18 protein-coding genes are annotated in these 21,184 nt (G+C 68.7%); 16 read left to right on the plus strand and 2 right to left on the minus strand.

Annotated features, from left to right (window positions below):
• The first annotated feature begins 35 nt into the window (after positions 1–35).
• From AC4JJG_RS06130 to AC4JJG_RS06175, 10 genes are all read left to right on the plus strand, one after another.
• Complete coding sequence (locus tag AC4JJG_RS06130) at positions 36–818, plus strand: electron transfer flavoprotein subunit beta/FixA family protein (RefSeq protein ID WP_495400042.1); 783 nt, start codon at positions 36–38, stop codon at positions 816–818.
• A 90-nt stretch (positions 819–908) separates the two neighbouring features.
• Positions 909–1,859 carry an electron transfer flavoprotein subunit alpha/FixB family protein gene (locus AC4JJG_RS06135; protein ID WP_495400043.1) on the plus strand — a complete coding sequence of 317 codons (951 nt, stop codon included), beginning with the start codon at positions 909–911 and terminating at the stop codon, positions 1,857–1,859.
• A gap of 184 nt (positions 1,860–2,043) precedes the next feature.
• Positions 2,044–2,895, plus strand: a complete 852-nt coding sequence (locus tag AC4JJG_RS06140; RefSeq protein ID WP_495400044.1) for a GNAT family N-acetyltransferase — start codon at positions 2,044–2,046, stop codon at positions 2,893–2,895.
• Complete coding sequence (locus AC4JJG_RS06145) at positions 2,892–3,770, plus strand: lysophospholipid acyltransferase family protein (protein ID WP_495400045.1); 879 nt, start codon at positions 2,892–2,894, stop codon at positions 3,768–3,770. The genes AC4JJG_RS06140 and AC4JJG_RS06145 overlap by 4 nt, the downstream gene beginning before the upstream one ends.
• Positions 3,771–3,875: 105 nt before the next feature.
• The gene (locus tag AC4JJG_RS06150; protein ID WP_495400046.1) at positions 3,876–4,358 is read left to right on the plus strand and encodes a DUF4334 domain-containing protein; all 483 of its coding nucleotides are present in this window, start codon (positions 3,876–3,878) and stop codon (positions 4,356–4,358) included.
• Between the two features lie 4 nt (positions 4,359–4,362).
• Positions 4,363–5,448, plus strand: a complete 1,086-nt coding sequence (locus tag AC4JJG_RS06155; RefSeq protein WP_495400047.1) for an NAD(P)-dependent alcohol dehydrogenase — start codon at positions 4,363–4,365, stop codon at positions 5,446–5,448.
• A 119-nt stretch (positions 5,449–5,567) separates the two neighbouring features.
• Entirely contained in the window at positions 5,568–7,013 is a 1,446-nt protein-coding gene (locus tag AC4JJG_RS06160) for an MFS transporter (RefSeq protein ID WP_495400048.1), read from the plus strand.
• A 77-nt stretch (positions 7,014–7,090) separates the two neighbouring features.
• A complete protein-coding gene (locus tag AC4JJG_RS06165; RefSeq protein ID WP_495400049.1) occupies positions 7,091–10,585 on the plus strand; it encodes an ATP-binding protein in 3,495 nt (1,164 codons plus the stop codon).
• Positions 10,586–10,641: 56 nt separating this feature from the next.
• Positions 10,642–12,012 (plus strand): FAD-binding oxidoreductase, encoded by a 1,371-nt coding sequence (locus AC4JJG_RS06170; protein ID WP_495400050.1) that lies wholly within the window; start codon positions 10,642–10,644, stop codon positions 12,010–12,012.
• A 136-nt stretch (positions 12,013–12,148) separates the two neighbouring features.
• Positions 12,149–13,162: an NADP-dependent oxidoreductase gene (locus AC4JJG_RS06175; protein WP_495400051.1), complete on the plus strand. Its 1,014-nt coding sequence runs from the start codon at positions 12,149–12,151 to the stop codon at positions 13,160–13,162.
• Positions 13,163–13,172: 10 nt separating this feature from the next.
• Here AC4JJG_RS06175 and AC4JJG_RS06180 read toward each other — a convergent pair whose 3' ends face one another.
• Positions 13,173–13,796 (minus strand): TetR/AcrR family transcriptional regulator, encoded by a 624-nt coding sequence (locus AC4JJG_RS06180; RefSeq protein WP_495400052.1) that lies wholly within the window; start codon positions 13,794–13,796, stop codon positions 13,173–13,175.
• 113 nt (positions 13,797–13,909) lie between these two features.
• On the opposite strand from AC4JJG_RS06180, the gene AC4JJG_RS06185 reads away from it, so the two are divergent.
• Genes AC4JJG_RS06185 through AC4JJG_RS06205 form a run of 5 tightly spaced genes read left to right on the plus strand, consistent with a single transcriptional unit; the run spans position 13,910 to position 19,321 of the window.
• Complete coding sequence (locus AC4JJG_RS06185; RefSeq protein WP_495400053.1) at positions 13,910–14,488, plus strand: VOC family protein; 579 nt, start codon at positions 13,910–13,912, stop codon at positions 14,486–14,488.
• 6 nt (positions 14,489–14,494) lie between these two features.
• Positions 14,495–15,628 (plus strand): alpha/beta hydrolase family protein, encoded by a 1,134-nt coding sequence (locus AC4JJG_RS06190; protein ID WP_495400054.1) that lies wholly within the window; start codon positions 14,495–14,497, stop codon positions 15,626–15,628.
• Positions 15,625–17,193, plus strand: a complete 1,569-nt coding sequence (locus AC4JJG_RS06195) for a class I adenylate-forming enzyme family protein (protein ID WP_495400055.1) — start codon at positions 15,625–15,627, stop codon at positions 17,191–17,193. The genes AC4JJG_RS06190 and AC4JJG_RS06195 overlap by 4 nt, the downstream gene beginning before the upstream one ends.
• Positions 17,190–18,356, plus strand: a complete 1,167-nt coding sequence (locus AC4JJG_RS06200; protein WP_495400056.1) for an enolase C-terminal domain-like protein — start codon at positions 17,190–17,192, stop codon at positions 18,354–18,356. The genes AC4JJG_RS06195 and AC4JJG_RS06200 overlap by 4 nt, the downstream gene beginning before the upstream one ends.
• A complete protein-coding gene (locus AC4JJG_RS06205) occupies positions 18,353–19,321 on the plus strand; it encodes a ketopantoate reductase family protein (RefSeq protein ID WP_495400057.1) in 969 nt (322 codons plus the stop codon). Before AC4JJG_RS06200 ends, AC4JJG_RS06205 begins: the two co-directional genes overlap by 4 nt.
• A gap of 97 nt (positions 19,322–19,418) precedes the next feature.
• On the opposite strand, the gene AC4JJG_RS06210 is transcribed toward AC4JJG_RS06205, so the two are convergent.
• Positions 19,419–20,090: an HAD family hydrolase gene (locus tag AC4JJG_RS06210; RefSeq protein ID WP_495400058.1), complete on the minus strand. Its 672-nt coding sequence runs from the start codon at positions 20,088–20,090 to the stop codon at positions 19,419–19,421.
• A gap of 87 nt (positions 20,091–20,177) precedes the next feature.
• Between AC4JJG_RS06210 and AC4JJG_RS06215 the strand changes: the two genes are divergently transcribed.
• Positions 20,178–21,164, plus strand: coding sequence for a TIGR03557 family F420-dependent LLM class oxidoreductase (locus tag AC4JJG_RS06215; RefSeq protein ID WP_495400059.1), 987 nt, complete (start codon positions 20,178–20,180; stop codon positions 21,162–21,164).
• Positions 21,165–21,184 lie beyond the last annotated feature (20 nt).

Below are 21,184 nucleotides of genomic sequence, written 5' to 3' on the forward strand. Positions count from 1 at the left end.
GTGGAGAAACCGACGCAGGAGGTCGACGCAGACCCATGACAAACATTGTCGTATTGATCAAGCAGGTTCCCGACACCGGGTCGGAACGCAAGCTCAACGACTCGGACTTCACCCTGGATCGCTCCATCGATCCGGTGATCTGCGAGATCAACGAGAAGGCCGTCGAGGAGGCCTTGCAGATCAAGGAGGCCAACGGCGGTGAGGTGACCGTGCTGACCGCGGGTCCCGCCGGCGCGACCGACGCGATCCGCAAGGCGCTGTCGATGGGTGCCGACAAGGCCATCCACATCAGCGACGAACTCCTGCACGGTTCGGACGCGGTGCAGACCGCCTACGTGCTGGCCGCCGCGCTGGGCACGGTCGAGGGCGTCGAACTCGTCCTCGCCGGCAACGAGGCCTCCGACGGCCGCGTGGGCGCGGTGCCCGCGATGATCGCCGAGTACGTCGAGCTGCCGCACCTCACCTCGCTGCGCAAGGTCACCGTCGACGGCGAGAAGGTCACCGGTGAGCGCGAGACCGACGAGGGCATCACCACCGTCGAGGGCACCCTCCCGGCGATCGTGAGTGTGAACGAGAAGATCAACGAGCCGCGCTTCCCGTCCTTCAAGGGCATCATGGCCGCGAAGAAGAAGGAGATCCAGACCCTGACGCTGGCAGATCTGGGTGTCGAGCCGGACACGGTCGGACTGGCCAACGCGGGCAGCAAGGTCACCGCGGTGACCCCGAAGCCCCCGAAGGAAGCCGGCGAGCGCGTCGTCGACGAGGGCGACGGCGGCACCAAGGTGGCCGAGTACCTGGTCGGACAGAAGATCATCTAACTCCCACCCACATTCGTCACCCGGGCGGATGCGCCGCAGCGCCACAGGCCGCGGCCCGTCGTCCGCACCACAGATCCCAGGAGAGAAACCATGGCAGAAGTACTCGTGCTCGTCGAGCAAGATGCCGAAGGTGAGCTGAAGAAGGTCACCGCAGAACTCATCACCGCCGCCCGCGCACTGGGCGAGCCGTCGGCCGTCGTCGTCGGCAAGTCCGGTTCGGCCGATGCGGTCATCCCGGCTCTCACCGAGGCCGGCGCGGAGAAGATCTACGTCGCCGAGTCCGATCAGAACACCGGCTACCTGTTGAGCCCGCAGGTCGACGTCCTGTCGGCGATCGCCGAAACCGCCTCACCCGCAGGCATCCTGCTGGCCGCCAACGCGGACGGCAAGGAGATCGCGGGCCGCCTGGCCGTGCGTCTGGGCGGCGGCGTGCTCGCCGACGTCATCGAGGTCAAGCCGGGTGGCGGCGTCCACTCGATCTTCGGTGGCGCCTACACCGTCGACGCCGAGGTGAACGGCACCGTCATCGCGACCCTGCGTCCGGGCGCGGTCGACGCCGCACCGGCGGCCGGCGCGGGAACCCGCGTCGACGTCGAGGTGCCCGCACCCGCCGAGAACGCCGTGAAGGTGCTGTCGGTGGAGCCGAACGTCGGCGGCGATCGTCCCGAGCTCACCGAGGCGTCGATCGTCGTCTCCGGTGGCCGCGGCGTCGGATCGGCCGAGAAGTTCTCCGTCGTCGAGGAACTCGCCGACTCGCTCGGTGCGGCCGTGGGCGCCTCGCGCGCGGCAGTCGACTCGGGCTACTACCCGGGACAGTTCCAGGTCGGTCAGACCGGCAAGACCGTCTCGCCGCAGCTGTACGTCGCGCTGGGCATCTCCGGCGCCATCCAGCACCGTGCGGGCATGCAGACCTCGAAGACCATCGTGGCCGTCAACAAGGACGAAGAGGCCCCGATCTTCGAGATCAGCGACTACGGCGTGGTCGGCGACCTGTTCAACGTCGCACCGCAGCTGACCGAGGAGATCAAGAAGCGCAAGTGATGCCCGCGGGCATCCGCCGCTGATCCACACCGACAGACCCCCGAGCCGTTCGGCTCGGGGGTCTGTCGCCGTTTGCCCCGGACGTGTGGTGTCCGAACGGCGGACAGGGGAGTTCACCGACCGAGTACCGACACGACACGCGGCGGTCGCCGTGGCGTCGTCCGCCGTGGATTTCATTCGTGTCATGACGATCACCACGACATCGGGGACGAATCTCGCGGCCGGGCCCATCCTGGTCGCCGGTCCGGTCACGGTCGAGCTCACCGACGACCCGGAGGACATCGCGGAGGTGCAGCGTCTGCGCTACCGGGTCTTCGCCGACGAACCCGGTTTCGCCGACACCATCGGGGACGCCGCCACCGGCCGCGACGCCGACCGATTCGACGAGTTCTGTGAACATCTGGTCGTCCGTCACGCGGAAATCACCGCCGGCCGCGGGCTCATCGGGTGCGCCCGGCTGCTGCCGCCCCCGCGGGCCATCGCCGCGGGCGGGTGGTACACGAGCACCGAGTTCGACGTCGCCGAACTCGACGGCATCCGCGCGAGCACCGTTGAGATGGGGCGGGCCTGCGTGGACCGCGATCACCGGCAGGGCTCCACGACCGCGCTCATCTGGGCCGCATTGCTGCGGTACCTCGAGATGGGGGACTACCACCATCTCCTCGGCTGCGTGTCGGTGCCGCTCGACGGTGCGACCGATTCCGGGCGTGGTTCGGTGCTGCGCGGTGTGCGCGACGAGGTGCGGAACCGGCATGCAGCGCCGTGGCAGGTGTATCCGCACCGGCGCGCGCGCATCGACGGACGGCTCCTCGACGACATCGAAGCGCCCGAGTCGTTCCCGATGCCACCGCTGCTGCGTGCCTATCTGCGACTCGGTGCGCGCGTGTGCGGCGAGCCGGCGGTCGACGAGGTCTTCGGTGTCGGTGATTTCGTGACGGTCCTCGACCGCGACAACCTCAACGCGCGCTACCTCGGTCGTCTGAGAGCGGCGATCACGCGACTGCGTCCGGAGCCGGAAGCGGGGGTGCCCGCATGACCAGCGTGCTGGCCGGGCCCTTCGACGGAACGGTTCCGGTGGCGGGTTCGGCACCGGCGGTCCGCGTCGAACCGTCACCGGTCCGGCACGCCTGGTTTCCGACGAGCCCGTGCGGCGACCACTGCCTGGCTGCCGACCGGCATCTCGAGGCGGCGGGCTGGTGCCTTGTGGCTTTCCGGGTGGTGCGGCTGACGGTGATCGCCTGCTGGCTGGTGGTCGCGGGGACGATGGTCTCGGTGTTGCCACGGGTGGTGCGGCGACGGTTCCTGCAGCGCGCGGCCCGCAGCCTGCTCACGGCGATCGGGGTGAGCATCCGCATCGACGATCATCGGCCGTTCGCCGGGAACACCCGCGGGCTGGTCGTCGCGAACCACATCTCCTATCTCGACATCCTCGCGCTGGCCGTGATCAACCCCGCACACTTCGTGGCCAAGTCGGACGTGGGCCGGATGCCGGTGGTGTCCGGTCTGGCGCGGCGGCTCGGCGTCATCCTGGTCGACCGGGATTCGTTGCGCGCCTTGCCTTCCGTGATCGACACGGCGGTCGCCGGGTTGCACCGCGACTCCTCGGTGGCGGTGTTCCCGGAGGGCACCACCTGGTGCGGTCGCGAGGCAGGCCGCTTCCGGCCCGCGTTCTTCCAGGCGGCCATCGACGCGGGTGTGCCGGTGATCCCGGTGCGGTTGCGGTTCACCACTCCCGGCGACGAGACGACGGCCGTGCCCAGCTTCATCGGCGACGACGGTCCCGCTGACACACTCGCGCGCGTCCTGCGCATGCGTGGCCTCACGGTGCATATCCGCGTGCACGAGGTGCAGTTGCCGGGGACGGACCGGCGTGCGCTGGCGGGGCGGTGCGAGAGGCTCGTGGCAGCCTGACCCATATCTCATATATGTTGTCTCTGATCCGTTCAGGACAGGGGTGCCGCGCCGATCGGCCGACGACCCGGATGTCCGGAACCGAACCGACCAGGGAGGCACCCGATGTCCGCACCCACGTTGTCCCATGAGCAGGCGCAGCAGCGATTCTCCGAACTCCGGGAGGTGGACGGGCTCGTCGACGACGCGGAACTCGACGCCGTGTGGGCCGGGCTGGAGACCGTGCGACCGGAGGAGATCTTCGGTGCCTGGCAGGGCGGCGAGTTCACCACCGGTCACCCGGTGAACGGCATGCTGGAGAAGGCGGGGTGGTTCGGCAAGACCTTCACCTCGCGCACCGACGTCCAGCCGCTCATGTGTCGTGACGAGGACGGAAAGCTGTTCTCCAACAAGAAACTCGGCAAGGGTGAGGCCAGTCTGTGGTCCGTCGAGTTCCGCGGGGAGATCACGGCGTCGATGGTCTACGACGGCCAGCCCGTCATCGATCACTTCAAGCGGGTCGGCCCGACGACCCTGATGGGCATCATGAACGGCACCGGCGGCGTGGTCGACGGCCGCCACCTGTACTTCTACCTCGACCGCGTCTGACCGCGTGCGCATCGACGCCGCGATCGTCGCGGAACCGGGCGGCCCCTTCGAGATCGAAGCCGTCGACATCGACGAACCACGCGACGGTGAGGTGCGCGTCCGCATGCGAGCGGTGGGCATCTGCCACACCGACCTCGGTATGCGGGCGACGTGGCCGGCCGCTCGGTGTCCGCAGGTCTTCGGCCATGAGGGTGCGGGCATCGTGGAGTCGGTCGGTCCCGGGGTCACCCGGGTGCGGCCGGGCGACTCGGTGTGCCTGACGTTCCGCAGTTGTGGGCGCTGCGATCAGTGCGCATCAGGACACCCGGCGTACTGCGTCGCGGGCCTCAACACCGCGGGACGACCGGACGGATCGACGGAACTCAGCCGCGACGGCGCACCCGTGTACGGCGGCTTCTTCGGGCAGTCCAGCTTCGGAACCTACGCAATCGCCCACGAGGACAACACGATTCCTGTTCCCGCGGACCTACCGCCGACCGTCGCGGCGCCGCTCGGATGTGGAGTACAGACCGGCTACGGGACCGTCACGCGAGTGCTGCGTCCGGAGTCCGGTGAGACGCTCACGGTGTACGGGGCGGGCAGCGTCGGACTGTGCGCGGTGTACGCGGCCGCACGCCTCGGTGCTCGCGTGGTCGCCGTCGACCCCATCGGCGAGCGCCGTGCCATGGCGGAGAAGTTCGGGGCGATCGGCACCGTCGACCCGACGGCCGTCGACAAGGTCGCCGCGGCGGTGACCGCGGCGCACGGCGGCGCGGGCACCCGTCATGCCGTCGACACCACCGCACGGCAGGACATCCTCGATGCCGCGGTCGCCGCCGCCGAACCGCGCGGGCGCATCGCGCTGGTCGGCATCGGCCGACGGCTCGAGTTCGACGTCATGCGGGTGCTCTACAAGGGCCTCACCATCAGCGGCGTCATCGAGGGCGATGTGGTGCCGGACGAGGTGATCGGGGAATTGGCGGACCTCTACCTCGACGGCGACCTGCCGCTCGACGATCTCATCACGACCTATCCCTTCGTCGACATCGAACGTGCCGCCGCGGATTCGCTGGCGGGCCGGACGATCAAGCCGGTGCTGGTCGTCGACTGACGGCGGTCCAAGCGGATCGCAAGAAGGCGCCAAGCACGCGCCGCCATCGTGGGTCTCGTCTTCCCCGGTGCCGGCCGTCCGGTCGCACCTTTCGGCGATCTGCGAAGGACTGTTCCGTCATGCCACCAACCCTGCACTCGACACAGCTGTCACCGCCGCACGTGACGGCCGCGTCGCCCGGCCCGGCGGCGCGGCGCATCACCCTTGCCGTGGTCTGCCTGGCGACCGCGATGCTCATGCTCGACATCGCCGTCGTGAACACCGCGCTGCCGTCGATGGCGCGCGAATTCGGTGCGGGGATGTCCGAACTCAAATGGGTGGTCGACGGGTACACCGTCACGCTGGCGGCACTGGTGCTCGGCGCGGGGGTCTGGGCCGACCGCTATGGTCGGAAACTGGTGTTCATCTGTGGCGCAGCCATTTTCACGGCCTCGTCGGCGGTGTGTGCGATGGCCGGCAGCATGGATATCCTCATCGGCGGCCGTATCATCCAGGGGGTGGGCGGTGCGCTGCTGTTCGCGTCGTCGCTCGCGGTCCTGGCCGATGCCTTCCCCGCGCCCGCCGCACGGACCCGGGCGCTGGCGGCCTATGGCGCGACCATCGGCGCATCCTTCGCGATCGGCCCGCTCGTCGGCGGTGTGCTGACCCAGACCATCGACTGGCGCGCGATCTTCGCCCTGAATCTGCCGGTGGGCGCGGTGATGCTGCTCGGGACCCGATGGGTGCGCGAATCGGTCAGCACGTCCCCGCGCCGCGGTGATCGGGCCGGCCAGATCCTGGTGATCCTCGCACTCGGCGCCCTCACCTTCGGGCTCATCGGCGCCAACGACCGTGGCTGGACCGACCCCGTCACCCTCGGTGCCCTGATCCTCGCCGCCGCGGCATCGGGTGCCTTCGTCGTCGTCGAAGTCCGGGTGCCCGAGCCGATGCTCCCGCTCACCATGTTCGGCAATCCGCGGTTCGCGGGTGCCAACGTGGCGACCTTCGCGATCTCGGCGTCGATGTTCGCGCTGTTCGTCTACACCACGCTCTACCTGCAGGGTGTTCTGGGACTCTCCGCGATCGAGGCGGGGCTGATCTATCTGCCCGGGACGATGACCATGCTCGTCGTCGCAGGACTCACCGACCGGATCGTCGGACGCGTCCCCACCGGTGTGCTGCTCGCCGGTGCGATGACGGCGGTGGCGGGCGGACTCGCCTGGATGACGACCGGGGGCACAGAGGGTTCGGGCTGGGGCCTGACTCCCGGATTCCTGCTGGCCTGTGTCGGAGCCGGCGTGTTCAACCCGGTGGTCAGCGGTCTGGTGCTGCAGGAGAGTCCCGACGACGACGCAGGCCTCGCGGCAGGCATCAACGATGTGTTCCGGCAGTCGGGCATCGCGCTCGGGGTCGCTGCACTCGGCGCGGTCTTCCCGGCCCGGTCGGTACTGCACGGAGGCTCCGCCGCGGAGTTCGTTTCGGCCCTCCACATCGCCCTGTGGATCGGCGTGGCCGTGGCCCTCGCGGGGGCGATCGTGTGTGCCGTCGCCATGCGAAACCCGTCGGGCGGCCTACGGGAGGCGTAGTGCCACTACACTTCTGAAGATCCGGTGACCGCAGCCCCACGGGACTGCTGTCGGGGAACCGGTGAAGGAGCCACTCAGTGCGCGAATATGTCGTCCTCGGGACGATGGAAGTCCGTCGGGACGGCGTGCCGGTCGACCTCGGGTCGCCGAAACAGCGCGCCGTCCTCGCGGCGTTGATCCTGGCCCGGGGTGCGGTGGTGTCCACGGACCGGTTGATCGACGCGGTGTGGGGTGAGTCGCCACCCCAGGCCGCGACGACCAGCCTGCAGGCCTACATCTCGAACCTGCGGCGCGCGCTCCGGGGTGGCGGCACCGATCCGTCGCCGATCGAGCGGGTCAGCCCCGGCTACCGGCTCGATCTCGCCGGCGACCGGGTGGATGTCGCCGACTTCGCGGCTCGCGCCGAATCCGCCCGCCGAGCGGCCGCCGCGTCGGACTGGATGGCGGCGCTCTCCGAAAGCGAAGCGGCACTGTCGCTCTGGCGTGGTCCGCTGCTGGCGGAGTTCGCCGACGACGACTGGGTCGCAGTGGCCGCGGCCGCGATGGGCGAGGTGCGCGACTCCGTCCGGGACACCCATGTGTCCGCGCTGCTGGCTCACGGTGACACGGCCGGCGCCCTGGCCGAGATCGGGGTGTTGCGTGCCGACGATCCGCTGCGCGACCGGGGCGCCTGGCTGCACATGATGGCCCTGCATCGGGCGGGGAGGACCACCGAGGCGCTGGACATCCATGCCGCGCATGTGCGTTCGCTCGCCGACGAACTCGGGCTCGACCCCGGAGCCGAACTGCGGAATCTCCATGCCGCGATCCTTCGCCATGACCCGGCGATCGCCGCGTGGCCCCGCACACCCCGATGGACCGGGGCGGTCACCATGTCCGCGCCCGGGGTACCGGCGCCGGAATCGGTCCCGGAGCGGGCCGTCGAGTCATCGGCGCGGCCGATGGTCGGGCGGCACGCCGAGTATGCGGCTCTCGCAACACGATTCGACGCCGAGATGAACACCTCGGTCCGCTGGGTGATCCTCGAGGGGCCCGCCGGGATCGGGAAGACCCGGCTGGCCGAGGCGGCGGCGGAACTGGCGGCCGATGCGGGTAATCGTGTCGTCTGGGTGAGATGTCCCGATGCGGAGGGCATCCCCGCCTGGTGGCCGATGCGGCAACTCTGCCGGGAACTCGGCGCCCCGGCTCCCGACGTGCTGTCCGTCCCGCCCGGCACGGACGCCGACACCGCGCGGTTCGTCGTGTACGAGCGTCTGCAGCATCTGATCGAGGACGCGGCCGCGCGCGGTCCGCTGACGGTGATCGTCGACGACGTCCAGTGGGCGGATGCGATGTCCCTCGGCTTTCTCGCCTACCTCACCGGTGTGCTCCGGGAGGCGCCCGTGTGCGTGATCGCGACGATCCGGGACGACGAGCGTGTTGCCGAGACCGACCGGTTGCGGGCCGCCGTCGCCCGAGCGGACGGACTGGTGGTCGACGTGCCGCGTCTTGAGGCGCAGGAGGTGGCCGATCTGGTCCGGCAGATCGCCGGAGAGGACATCACCGACGCGGACGCCCGCACACTCGCAGAACGCACGGACGGCAATCCGCTCTTCGTCTCCGAATACGCGCGCCTGCCGCGAACCCAGCGATTCGGCCGGGTGGTGCCATCGGCGGTGCGTTCGGTTCTCGATCGCCGGCTCGCCGCGCTGGATCCGTCAGTTCTCGAGGTCGTCGCGCACGCCGCGGTCCTCGGCGGTGAGATCGACGTCCCGATGCTGGCCGAGGTGATGGGACGGGACGCGGACTCCATCGCCGACTGTCTGGACGAGGCGGCCGATGAGCGGATCGTGGTCACGACCCCGACCCAGGGGATCGGCTTCGTCCACGCTCTCGTACGTGACGAGGCGGTCGCGACGATCCGGCCCTTGCGGCGGGCGCGGATTCACGCCCGAGCCGCGGAGGTACTGGAGCGGATGGCGGTGCCCGATGTCGCGCCCCGCCGTGCCGGACATCTACTCGCCGCCGTCGCCGTCACCGAACCCCGCGACGTCGTGACGGCGTGCCGCAGGGCTGCGGATGAGGCCACCGCACAATGGGATTCGGAGAATGCTGCCTATTGGCTGGACGCCGCGTTGCGGACGTACGAGGCGATGCCGTCCGCCGAGCAGCAGGTGTCCGAACGCGATGCCCTCCTCATCGATCTGCTCGATGCCCGATCGCGTGCCGGCCGGGCCCAGTCGGTGCTCGAGACCGTCGAGGCCCGGCTGAACGAGGCGGTGCGCAGCGACTCGGCCGCCACCATCGGACGGCTGGCCAGCGCGCTGATCCGGTCCGGCGGAGGATGGCCGTGGATGGCTCCGTGGGGGGAGCCGGGGACGCTACACACCACACTGGAAACGGCCGAGCACGCGGTCATCGATGACGCGGCGGGTCGCGCCCGGGTCCTCGCCGCGCTGGCGATCGGCCACTGCTATCACCATGATGGCGGCATACCCGCCGAGTTCCTCCGGCGTGCCACCGATCTGGCAGCGGCCGTGGACGACCCCGACCTGACCGCCGATGTGCTTCTGGCGCACCTCATCACGTACTCGGGGGTGGCCGATCATGTTGACGAATCCTTCAGGGTCGCCGCCCGCCTCACCGAACTCGATCATCGTCAGTCGCCGGTGGACCGGGTCATCGCCGATTCGGTGCTCACCATGTCGCTGATGGCGGCGGGCGACGTCGCGGGCGCCGATCTGCGTCTGCGACGCGGCATCGTCGGCAGCGAGCGGCTGCGTCTGCCCATCCTGCGCGCGCAGTTGCGGTGGATGGAGGTGACCCTGGCGGTGTGGCGAGGCCGGTTCGATCTGGCCACCGACCATTACCGGACGGCCGTTGCCGTGCACCAGGAGACCGAACTGTACGTCGCGGGCAGCGGCGCGATCGCGATGATGGCGCTGGCCACCGAGCAGGGTCTGCTGGACGACGTCGTGGACAGCGGGGACCTCGATTCGGTCGGCTGGGCCCGGTCGATGGCCGCCGAGTTCTCCGAGAACCAGGTGGCGATGCTGCTCTCCTCGGGTGTGGCCGCCATCGCCGGGCGGGCCGGCGACGTCGACCTGGCGACGACGATGATCGAGGTGTGGCTCGCCGACGACCGGCCGATGGTGTGGACGTCCCTCGCCCAGGCCGTCCTTCTCGGCCACGTGGTCGCCGAGCTCGAACTCGAGGCCTACGCACAGCGATTCGTCGACTACCTGATGCCGTTCCGGCATATGGTCGCGACCGTCGGACAGGTGGGATGTGTGGGGCCGGTCGGGCTCGCGCTCGCCGATCTGCTGCTTCTCCTCGGCCGCGTCGACGAGGCCGGACGAATCGTCGACGAGGTCGCCGCCCACGCCGAGCGCACCGGCGGCGCGCCGGCGGTGGTGCGGTGCGATCTCCTGCGTGCGCTCGGTAAGCCTCGTGGGCCGGGACGTGACCAGGTGTTGCGCGATGTCGAACGGGCTGCGGTCGCGCTCGGCCTCGTCCAGGTGGCGGGGCGTGCCCGTGACGGTATGAGCGCGGTGCCAAGTGGCCGCCAAGGATTCGCCAAGCACCGGTCGTGATGGTGGGGATGCGGCTCGACCGGGTCGCCCCGTGTCCCGCTCCGAAGGAGACCGTCATGACCACCTCGATCGATCACGCCGACATCGCCGACCTGCGGGCCCGGGTGCGCGGCGCCGTGTCCCGGCCGCGTGACCCCGGCTATGCGACAACCGGTTTCAACCTCGCCGTATCCCGTCGCCCGTGGGCGGTGATCGACCCGGTGGACGCTGCGGACATCGCCGAGGTGATGCGCTTCGCGGCCGGGAACGCGTTCACGGTCGCGGTCCACAACACCGGCCACGGCGGCGCGGACATCGATGGCACGTCGTTGCTCATCCGGACCGGTGGATTCGATCGGTGTGAGATCGATCCGGCGAGCCGGACGGCGCGGATCGGCGCCGGAGTGCGGTGGCAGACGGTCCTCGACGCGGCCGCACCACACCGATTGGCTCCCCTCGCCGGTTCCGCGCCGGGCGTCGGAGTCGTCGGCTTTCTCACCGGTGGCGGTATCGGGCCGTTCGTCCGCGCGGTCGGCGCGTCGTCGGACCACGTCCGCTCCTTCGAGATCGTGACCGGGGACGGTCGTATCCACCGCGTGACCGCCGAATCGGATCCTGACCTGTTCTGGGGCCTGCGTGGCGGCCGGGCCACGCTGGGCATCGTCACCGAAGTGGTGATCGATCTGCTGCCCATCGACGAATTCTACGGGGGTGCACTGTATTTCGACGGCACTGATGCGCCGTCGGTCTGTGCCGCGTGGCTGGGGATGTGTGCAGATCTGCCACAGTCGGTGAGTACGTCCCTCGCGATCCTGCAACTGCCCGACGCACCGGGCGTCCCGCCGATGCTGGCCGGGCGATCGACCGTCGCCGTGCGGTTCACCGCACTCGGCGACGAAGCGTCGGCCGCGGCACTGCTCGATCCCGTGCGGTCGGCCGGCACGGTGCTGCTCGACGGGATCGGCACGATGCCGTACGCGGCGCTGGGGGTGGTGCATGCCGATCCGGTGGATCCCATGCTGGCCCATGAGCGGAGTCTGCTGCTCTCCGAACTGACACCCGACGCGCTGGGTGCACTACTGCGGGTCGCCGGCCCCGGTTCGGGTTCGCCGCAGGTCATCGTCGAGATCCGGCTGCTCGGAGGTGCGCTCTCCGACCGGCCTTCGGTGCCCAGCGCGTTCTGCCACCGCGACGCGGCCGCGAACGTGCTGGTGACAGGGCCGCTCGCCCCGCCGATCGCGGATGCGGTGACCGCGCACGCCGACGCCGTCATCACGGCGCTGCAACCGTGGGGTACCGGTGGTGAACTACCGAACTTCGGGGCGGCGTCCGCCGATCCGCGACGGCTGCGTCGTTGTTATGACGACGACACCTATGCCTGGCTGGCCGCCCTTGGCGCACAACATGATCCGGCTGGTGTGCTCAAGGTCGGCGCCGTCGCACGGTAGCCCGCGGCGTGGTGGGGTTCGACCGACATCTGGACCGAATCCGAATCCGATGTTAGTGTCAGGTTCACAGTGAACGTGACGGCCATCACAGGCTGCATCGATCGCTGATCCCGCCGTCACCGTCCGAGGAGTCACCGTGACCGACCCGACCGCCGCCGCCACCGTTCGAGATACGCAGTCGCCCACCGAGATCCGATCGGTGGTCGCCGCTCGGTACGGGTCGTTCGACGTGCTTGAGGAGGTGAGCCTGCCGGTGCCGACGCTGCAGCCCGAGGAGTACCTGGTCCGCGTCGAGGCCATCGGCGTCAACCCGGTGGACTACAAACGCTACGGCGGCTTCTTCGGTGAGGATGCCGCGGATCTTCCGCTGCACCTGGGGAGCGAGGCGGCCGGGACGATCGTGGCGACCGGTGCATCGGAGCCTGCGTTCGCGGTCGGCACCTCGGTGGTCGTGTACCCGACCTCGGAGATCCTCGAGACCAAGATCTCGAATCCGCACGGCACCTACTCGGACTACGTGGTGTGCTCGGAGTGGATGCTGACGCCGAAGCCCGAGCAGGTCGACTGGCGTGAGGCCGCCGTGGTGATGGCCGTCGGTTGCACGGCGTGGGATCTGCTGGCCAACCTTCCCGCGGACGGTGATATCCGCACGCTGCTGGTGCTGGGGGCGTCCGGTGGCGTCGGATCGATGGTCGCCCAGATCGCGCGGAGTCGGGGCCTGCGGGTCATCGGCACCGGGAGTGCGGCCAACCTCGACTATCTGACATCCATCGGCGTGGAACCGATCGATCGCAACGACGACGTGGCCGCGGCCGTACGGGCGCTCGCGCCGCAGGGTGTGGATGCCGTGGTGGACACCACCGGCGATACCGAACTCGTCCGCGCCGCGATCGCTCTGACACCCGGTGCGCACCGCGTCGTGACCTGTGCGGCAATGGAAACGGTGCAGAACGATGGTGTGGTGTGGGTGGGGCATGGCAACCCGAACACCATGGAATTGCGAAACTCGGCGCGCGGGCCGGTGATCGACCTGCTCGCTCAGGGCGTGATACGTCCACGGATCACGCAGGTGCGTTCCCTCGACGAGGCGGGCGACGCCCATCGTGTGCTGGACGAGGGCTTGTCCGGGAAGACCGTTCTCCTTCCCTGACGGCGGCTCGTCACTCCGTCCAGTAGATCGCCCGGTACCAGATGTCGGTGAGTGCGCGGACGGCCTCGTCGTCGTCGACCGGGTCCCCGGAGCGGCTGTTGGCGAACTGGTCGTAGCAGAACTGGTTGAGCATGGCGACGATGGCCGATGCGGTGACCTGGGGGGTCACGCCGGGGCAATAGCCCTCCCGCTGGGCGCGCACGATGGTGTCCGCGATGCTGTCGATCGCGTTCTGGCACAAGTCATGCCAGTACTGCGCGAAGTCGTCGTTGACCATCGCCATCTGCGTGACTGCGATCATCTCGGCCATGCGGTCCCGGTAGGTCTCCCAATGTGCCCGGGCGGACCGCTCGATCCGTTCGTGGTGGCTCAGCCCGCTCGAGAAGGCGGGCTGCACCCGGCGCGCGGCATCGTCCCGGAATTCGCTCGCCCAGCGTTTGAGCAGATCTTCCTTGGACGTGTAGTAGCCGTAGAAGGACGCGGGGGAGCGCCCCGACTCCTTGGCGATGTCCGCGACGGTGGCGCGCAGTGCGCCCTTCTCCGCGATGACCTTCCGGGCTGCGGCGTCGATGGCCGCGACGGTCTCGCGACCACGCACGGTCGGCCGGGGGCCGGCCGGCTCACGGTCGATCATCGCCACCTCCAGGACGGGAATTCGTCCCCGAATCTAACACTCGGGTCGGAAATGGGGCGCCACGCTATGGCTCAAATCCGAATCCGATGTTAGTGTCAGGTTAGACGAAAGGTATGACGATGGTCACAGAACCCAATTTCGAGATCCGCGGATTCAATCACGTCGCACTGGTCTGCTCCGATATGGAGCGAACCGTCGACTTCTACAGCAACGTGCTCGGCATGAAGCTCACCAAGACGGTGGAACTGCCCGACGGCATCGGGCAGCACTTCTTCTTCGACGCCGGAAACGGAAACTCGCTGGCCTTCTTCTGGTTCGCCGAGGCCGCCGACGGTGTCGAGGGCATCTCCGCCCCGCAGGAGAAGCCGGGCTTCGGCGAGTGGATCAGCGCGATCAGCTCGATGAATCACCTCGCCTTCGACGTCCCCGCCGAGAAATTCGCCGACTACCGCAAGCGCCTCAAGGAGGCCGGCGTCCGCGTGGGCCCGATCGTCAACCACGATGACAGCGAGACCCAGGTCGCGACCGAGATGCATCCCGGCGTGTACGTGCGCTCGTTCTACTTCCAGGATCCCGACGGAGTCCTTCTCGAATTCGCCTGCTGGCTCAGGGAATTCACCCCTGAGGACGTGGCGCACACCCCGCGTACCGCCGCTGAGCGGCGTCGGCCGGCAGCGCACCCGGTCGGGTAGCGGACGATGGAGGCACTGGCGCCGGTGGAGCGCGAGTTCGTCGGGTTGGCATCGCCAACGGCCCCGCGTGCGGGAGCGGGAGGGCATCCCTGCCAAGGGATCTACTACCGACCCGCCGGGCAGCGGCCCACGGTCGCGATGATCGCGACGCACTACGCGATCGACTTCTCCGAGCACTATCTCGGCAGCTACATGGCCGAGCGTGGCATCGGTTTCCTCGGGTGGAACACCCGATTCCGGGGTGCCGAGCACACCTTCCTGCTCGATCACGCACTCGTCGACATCGGACAGGGCGTGCGCTGGCTACGCGAGCAGGCCGGTGTGGACACGGTTGTGCTGCTGGGCAACTCCGGCGGTGGATCGCTGATGGCGGCCTACCAGTCCCAGGCCAAAGAACCGAACGTCACCCCGCTGGAAGGGATGCGGCCCGCTCATGGCCTCGACGATCTCCCGGCAGGTGATGCCTACGTGTCGACCGCGGCCCATCTCGGGCGCCCGGACGTGTTGACCAACTGGTTCGATCCGTCGGTCATCGACGAAACCGATCCGGCGTCGACCGATCCCGAGTTGAGCCTGTTCCGTCCCGAGCGCACCACGCCCTTCGATCCCGAATTCGTGGCCCGGTACCGGGCGGCCCAGGTCGACCGCAATCATCGGATCACCGCGTGGGTCAAGGAAGAACGCGAGCGTCTCCGAGCCGCCGACGTACCCGATCGACTGTTCAACCTGTATCGCGCGTGGGCGGACCCGCGGATGGTGGACCCGAGTATCGAACCGACGAATCGGGAACCGAATTCGTGTTACGCCGGTGTGCCCGCCCGGGCGAACTACTCGGTCTTCGGTATCGCCGGAACGAGCACATTGCGGACCTGGTTGTCGCTGTGGAGTCTGGAGGACTCCCAGACGCGCGCCACACCCCATCTGGCACGGATCACCGAACCGGCACTCGTGGTCAACGCCGACGGCGACACCGGAGTGTTCCCGAGCGATGCCGCGGCCATCGTGGAGGCGTTGGGCTCCACCGACATCGAAGATCACGTGATCGCGGGTGACCACTACTTCCGCCGCCCCGACGGCGACGGTGCCCGCGTCGAACTCGCCGATCTGGTCGCCGGGTGGATCGAGAGGAAAGTGCGATGACCGCGACGACGCACGAGCGTGGACCGCTCCAGCCGTATTGGGGATCGCTTGCGACGATGGCCGAGCACTGGGCCGAGGTGCAGGGGGACCGTCCCGCGCTGACCACGGCGGACGGACGAAGCCTGACCTTCGCAGAGCTCGACGAGCGTGGTGCGCGGGTGGCAGCGGCACTCGACGGCTCCGGGCCCGTCGCGTTCCTGGGGCACGATGTACTCACCTGGGCGACGCTGATGGTCGGTGCGAGCCGGCGGGGAGTGCCCGCACTGCCCTTGAACTGGCGGCTGTCGGCGCCGGAACTCGAGCGGCTGCTGGCACATTCGAAGCCGTCGGTCATCGTGTGCGACAACGAGTTCGGCTCGCTCATCACTGCGCGGACCGGCGACACGGGCGGCACGACGGTGGTTCGCGGCAGTGACCGGGAGGTCATCGCGGCATACGAGGACTGGGTCACCGCGCATCAACCGGCCCGGGAAACACTGGCTCCCGACCCGGAGGGGGTGGCGCTGCTGGTCTTCACGTCCGGCACGTCGGGGATGCCCAAGGCGGTGGCGCTGACCAATGCGAATATCGCGGCCAACCTCGCCACTCCGGCCCCCTGGGAGGTGGACACCGAGGCGACCGTCGGTGTTCCGGCGCCACTGTTCCACGTCTCGGGGACCGGGTGGGTGTTCTACTGCCTCGGTCGGGGCGCGCATTTCGTGGCGACGGCCAACGTGTCACCCGCGGAGGTCTTCGACGTCTTGCGCCGGGAACGGGCCACCCACATGCTCACCGTCCCGGCGATCCTGCAGACCCTGATCCGGATGCCGGGGGCCGCCGACGAGGGCCTACCGGATCTGCACACAGTGATCTACGGCGGTTCGCCCATGCCGCCGGCCCTGATCTCACAGGCACGGCAGGTGCTGGGATGCGATCTCGTCCAGAGCTATGGGATGACCGAGACCTGCGGACCGATCAGCTTCCTCACCCAGGAGGACCACCGGGCCGGGGGCGAACGACTGGCCTCCGCCGGGCGTAGCGCTCCCGGTGTCGAGCTCCAGGTGCGGCCGCCCGGGGGTGACGGGCTCGCGACGGAGGGGGAGACCGGTGAGGTGTGGACCCGCAGCGCACTGGTGACCCCGGGCTATCTGGACAACGACGAACAGAACCGGTCCGCCTTCGACTCCGAGAACTGGTTCCGCACCGGCGATCTGGGACATCTCGATGTCGACGGCTACCTGTATCTCACCGACCGGATGGCCGACATGATCATCACCGGCGGCGAGAACGTCTACCCCGTGGAAGTGGAGAACATCCTCGCCGAACATCCCCTCGTCGACGATGTCGCGGTGGTTGGTGCACCGGATGACCGATGGGGTGAAACCGTTGTGGCCGTGGTGGTCCCGAAGGCCGGAACACATCCGGAGACCGCCGATCTGATCGAGTACTGCCGGTCTCGGATAGCCCACTACAAGAGTCCGACCCGTGTGCTGCTGGTCGATGAACTGCCGCGCAACGCGGGCGGCAAGATCCTGAAGAAGACGCTCCGCGCCGAACTCGCCGGCGATCGGCGGTCAGCCGGATGAGGATCGTCGAGATCCGGGAGCGCACGGTGCCGCTCGACGGCCCGGTGGCGAATTCGGTGGTCAGTTTCGCCGGACATACCGTGTCGCTGGTCGCGGTGGTCAGCGATGTGATCCGCGGAGGGGTGCCGGTGACTGGTGTCGCCTTCGACTCCATCGGCCGATTCGCCCAGGGTGGCATCCTCCGGGATCGGATGATTCCGAGAGTGCTTGCCGCAGAGCCGGATCAGCTCCTCGATCCGGACACCGGGCGAATCGACCCGGCCGCTGTCCTGGCCGCGGCCTGTCGCGACGAGAAGCCGGGTGGTCACGGGGACCGTGCGGCGGCCGCCGCCGCGATCGAACTCGCGTGCTGGGATCTGCTCGCCAAGCTGGCCGATGAGCCGGCGCACGTCTCGATTGCGGGCGCCTTCGGCAGGCAGGCGAATCTGGCCGGCGTGCCCGCGTACGCGGCGGGAGGGTACTACCGGGCCGGTGGCACCGTCGAGATGCTCGTGGACGAGGTGCAGGGTTATCGGGATGCCGGGTACGAGGCGGTGAAGATCAAGATCGGCGGTGCGAGTCTGTCCGAGGATGTGGATCGCGTCGCCGGGGTGGTGGACGCTCTCGGTGACGGCGGCTTGCTGGCCGTCGACGCGAACGGCCGCTTCGACATCGGTGCGGCACTCGACTACGCCGAGGCGCTGGACCCGTTCGGCCTTCGGTGGTACGAGGAGCCGGTGGATCCGCTCGACTTCGCCGCGTATCGGCAACTGGCCGAGTCGTATTCGGGTGCACTCGCCACCGGGGAGAATCTCTTCTCGGCACCCGATGTGCGTAACCTGCTGAACTTCGCCGGGTTACGAGGCGGACTGGACATCCTGCAGATGGATCCGGGACTCGGTTACGGGCTCACCGAGTATGCCCGCATGCTCGAGCTCATGGCCGACCACGGATTCGACCGTGCCGACGCCCGACCCCACGGTGGCCACCTGATCAACCTCCATGTGGTGACCGGGCTCGGACTCGGCGGATGTGAGGCCTATCCGGGAGTCTTCGAACCCTTCGGCGGATATAGCCCGGACTGCGTCGTCGCCGACGGCCGGATCTTTGCCGGGGACGCACCGGGTTTCGGACTGGAACGCAAGCGCGGCCTGGACGCGGAGATCAAGGAGTTGCTGGCATGACCGAACCTCCACGCATCGAGCGGGTGGCGGTGGTCGGCTGCGGGGCAATGGGATCGGTCTATGCGGCGCGTCTGGCCGATGCGGGTCTCGACGTGCTGGCGATCGGACGCGGCGACCACGTCGGAGCGATGGCTCGTAACGGACTGCGGCTCGACGGCCCGGACGGTGAGCGGACCGTTCGTCTGAGGGCATTCGACAGGGTGCCCGCCGAGATCGTCGATCTGGTCATCCTGTCCGTGAAGGCGGCGTCGGTGCCCGAGGCCGCCCGGTCGCTCGCACCACTCCTGGGGCAGGAGACCGTGGTGGTGACGATTCAGAACGGCCTGGGTTCCGCGGACATCGTGGCCGACGAGGTCGGAGCCGACAGGTTGATGGTCGGGATCGCCAGCGGGTTCGGCGCCGCGGTCACCGCGCCGGGCCGGGTGCATCACAATGCCATGCGCGCCATACGTTTCGGCGCCTACCCCGGAGCCGGCCCGGCGGCGGATCGGTCGGATGGGCGTCTGGACGCCGTCGTCCGCGCCTGGCGTCGCGGCGGGTTCGACGCGGAAGCGGTGCCCGACATCGCGGCGATGCAGTGGGAGAAGCTGATCTGCAATGTGGCCTACAGTGCGCCGTGCGCGCTGACCGGTCTGACGGTCGGCGAGGTCATCGACGATCCGGATATCGGACCGGTGAGCCGCGCTGCCGCGACCGAGGCGTGGCAGATCGCGCGGGCCCGGGGGATCGCCATCGACGTCGACGACCCGGTCGCGCTGGTCACCGACTTCGGGAGCCGGATGCCCGACGCGAAACCGTCTGCGCTGCTGGATCATCTGGCACGCAGGCCGAGCGAGATCGGGGTCATCAACGGAGCGATCCCGCGTGAGGCCGCTGCCGTCGGTCGTGATGCGCCGGTGAATGCGACCCTGACGGCGCTCGTCCGGGTTGCCGAACGGGCCTTCGGGACGGCTGATTCCGCATAGACGCCCACAGAAACTTCACAGGAGAGGGGCGCCGACTGGATAATCCGGTCGGCGCCCCTGTGGCGTGAATTTTCTGTGGGCCTGTTGAGTTTCTCGATTATGGGTGCCACTCGCGTTCGAGGAGATCGGCGATCTCGTCGACGACCAGTACCGCCCCCGCTTCGGTGAGTTCGTCGGCCCCGAATCCCCCGGTGCGCACCGCGATACAGTCCGCGGGCAGGCGCCGGGCGGATTCGACATCCCAGGTGGTGTCACCGATCAGCACGGCGCGCGTCCCGCCGGCGCTCTCGAGTGCGATGGACAGAACGTCCGGGTGAGGTTTGGCCCGATCGACGTCGTCGGCGGTGGTCACCGCGCTGAAGTCGTCGCGGGTCATCATCAGGGCATCCAGAGCGGCGTCGGTGAACTCGGCGCTGCCCGACGAGGCGAGTGCGACCCGAAACCCTTGGGACAGAAGGTGGCCGGTGAAAGCATGTACGCCGTCGAACGGGCGGATGTGGGCGGCCAGGGGGCGATACTCTTCGGACCAGGCGGTGCGTAGGGCATCGCCGTGTTCGTCCTCTACTGCGGCGCCGCACAATTCGGACACCAGTTTGTCGCCGCCCATGCCGATAGTCCGGTGAACACGCCACCATTGCGGGTACAGGCCGAATCTGCCGAAGGCCCGCGTCCACGCCAACGCGTGCAGGTAGGTGGTGTCGACAAGCGTACCGTCGATGTCGAGGAGCACGGTGTCGACCGCGGAGGACGGATGCGTGACCGCCTTCATGAGTAGTACCTCCGAATTCGGTTGCCGAACATGCTCATTCCAGTGTCGCAGGAAATGCGATGTTGTCGAGTGCCGAGGAGGAGCGCCATGACCACCCAGTTCGGGTACACGTTGATGACGGAGCAGGCAGGACCCAAGGACCTCATTCGCTACGCGACCGGCGCCGAGGAGGCGGGGTTCGATTTCGAAGTGTGCAGCGATCACTACTCGCCGTGGCTGTCGTCGCAGGGCCACGCACCGTACGCCTGGTCGGTGCTGGGCGCGGTGGCCCATGCCACCGAGCGCATCGAGTTGATGACCTACGTGACCTGTCCGACGATGCGGTATCACCCGGTCGTGGTGGCGCAGAAGGCCGCAACGATCCAGATACTGGCCGATGGCAGGTTCACCCTGGGCCTCGGCAGCGGCGAGAACCTGAACGAGCACGTGGTGGGGGAGGGATGGCCCGCGGTGCCCGACCGGCAGGCGATGCTGGCGGAGGCCATCGAGATCATCCGTGCGCTGCACCGGGGCGGTCTGGTCGATCATCGCGGTGAGTACTTCCAGGTCGACGCCGCGCGGTTGTGGGATGTACCGGAAACGGCGATCCCGATCGGGGTCGCGGTCACCGGCGAGCGGGGCATCAACACCTTCGGCCCGGAGGCCGATCACCTCATCGCGGTCGAGCCGCGCCGGGACCTGATCGATATGTGGAACGACAATCCGGGGACAGGACGGATCGGTGAGTCGTCCCGCGCCATCGGGCAGATACCGATCTGCTGGGACCCCGATCGCGAAGCCGCCATCGACCGCGCGCATGACCAGTTCCGGTGGTTCGCCGGAGGATGGGACGTCAACGCCGACCTACGGACGACCGCCGGATTCGCTGCGGCGACACGGTTCGTGACGCGGGACGATGTGGCACAGGCGATTCCGTGTGGACCGGACCTCGACATGATCGCGGACTCGATCCTGACGTTCACCGAAGCGGGATTCACCGACGTCGCACTCGTCCAGATCGGCGGTGAGCAGCAGGATACCTTCCTGTCCGACGCTGCCGGCCCTCTCCTGGAAAAGCTCAGGGCGGCAGCATGATTCACGGTATGCGCATCGAA

Source organism: Gordonia sp. B8661-1 (assembly GCF_059427765.1).

Excerpts from the sequence above, each read along its gene's own strand:
- AC4JJG_RS06130 (WP_495400042.1), top strand. The coding sequence starts at position 36 with ATGACAAACATTGTCGTATTGATCAAGCAGGTTCCCGACACCGGGTCG.
- AC4JJG_RS06135 (WP_495400043.1), top strand. The coding sequence starts at position 909 with ATGGCAGAAGTACTCGTGCTCGTCGAGCAAGATGCCGAAGGTGAGCTG.
- AC4JJG_RS06140 (WP_495400044.1), top strand. The coding sequence starts at position 2,044 with ATGACGATCACCACGACATCGGGGACGAATCTCGCGGCCGGGCCCATC.
- AC4JJG_RS06145 (WP_495400045.1), top strand. The coding sequence starts at position 2,892 with ATGACCAGCGTGCTGGCCGGGCCCTTCGACGGAACGGTTCCGGTGGCG.
- AC4JJG_RS06150 (WP_495400046.1), top strand. The coding sequence starts at position 3,876 with ATGTCCGCACCCACGTTGTCCCATGAGCAGGCGCAGCAGCGATTCTCC.
- AC4JJG_RS06160 (WP_495400048.1), top strand. The coding sequence starts at position 5,568 with ATGCCACCAACCCTGCACTCGACACAGCTGTCACCGCCGCACGTGACG.
- AC4JJG_RS06170 (WP_495400050.1), top strand. The coding sequence starts at position 10,642 with ATGACCACCTCGATCGATCACGCCGACATCGCCGACCTGCGGGCCCGG.
- AC4JJG_RS06180 (WP_495400052.1), bottom strand. The coding sequence starts at position 13,796 with ATGATCGACCGTGAGCCGGCCGGCCCCCGGCCGACCGTGCGTGGTCGC.
- AC4JJG_RS06185 (WP_495400053.1), top strand. The coding sequence starts at position 13,910 with ATGACGATGGTCACAGAACCCAATTTCGAGATCCGCGGATTCAATCAC.
- AC4JJG_RS06190 (WP_495400054.1), top strand. The coding sequence starts at position 14,495 with ATGGAGGCACTGGCGCCGGTGGAGCGCGAGTTCGTCGGGTTGGCATCG.
- AC4JJG_RS06195 (WP_495400055.1), top strand. The coding sequence starts at position 15,625 with ATGACCGCGACGACGCACGAGCGTGGACCGCTCCAGCCGTATTGGGGA.
- AC4JJG_RS06200 (WP_495400056.1), top strand. The coding sequence starts at position 17,190 with ATGAGGATCGTCGAGATCCGGGAGCGCACGGTGCCGCTCGACGGCCCG.
- AC4JJG_RS06205 (WP_495400057.1), top strand. The coding sequence starts at position 18,353 with ATGACCGAACCTCCACGCATCGAGCGGGTGGCGGTGGTCGGCTGCGGG.
- AC4JJG_RS06210 (WP_495400058.1), bottom strand. The coding sequence starts at position 20,090 with ATGAAGGCGGTCACGCATCCGTCCTCCGCGGTCGACACCGTGCTCCTC.
- AC4JJG_RS06215 (WP_495400059.1), top strand. The coding sequence starts at position 20,178 with ATGACCACCCAGTTCGGGTACACGTTGATGACGGAGCAGGCAGGACCC.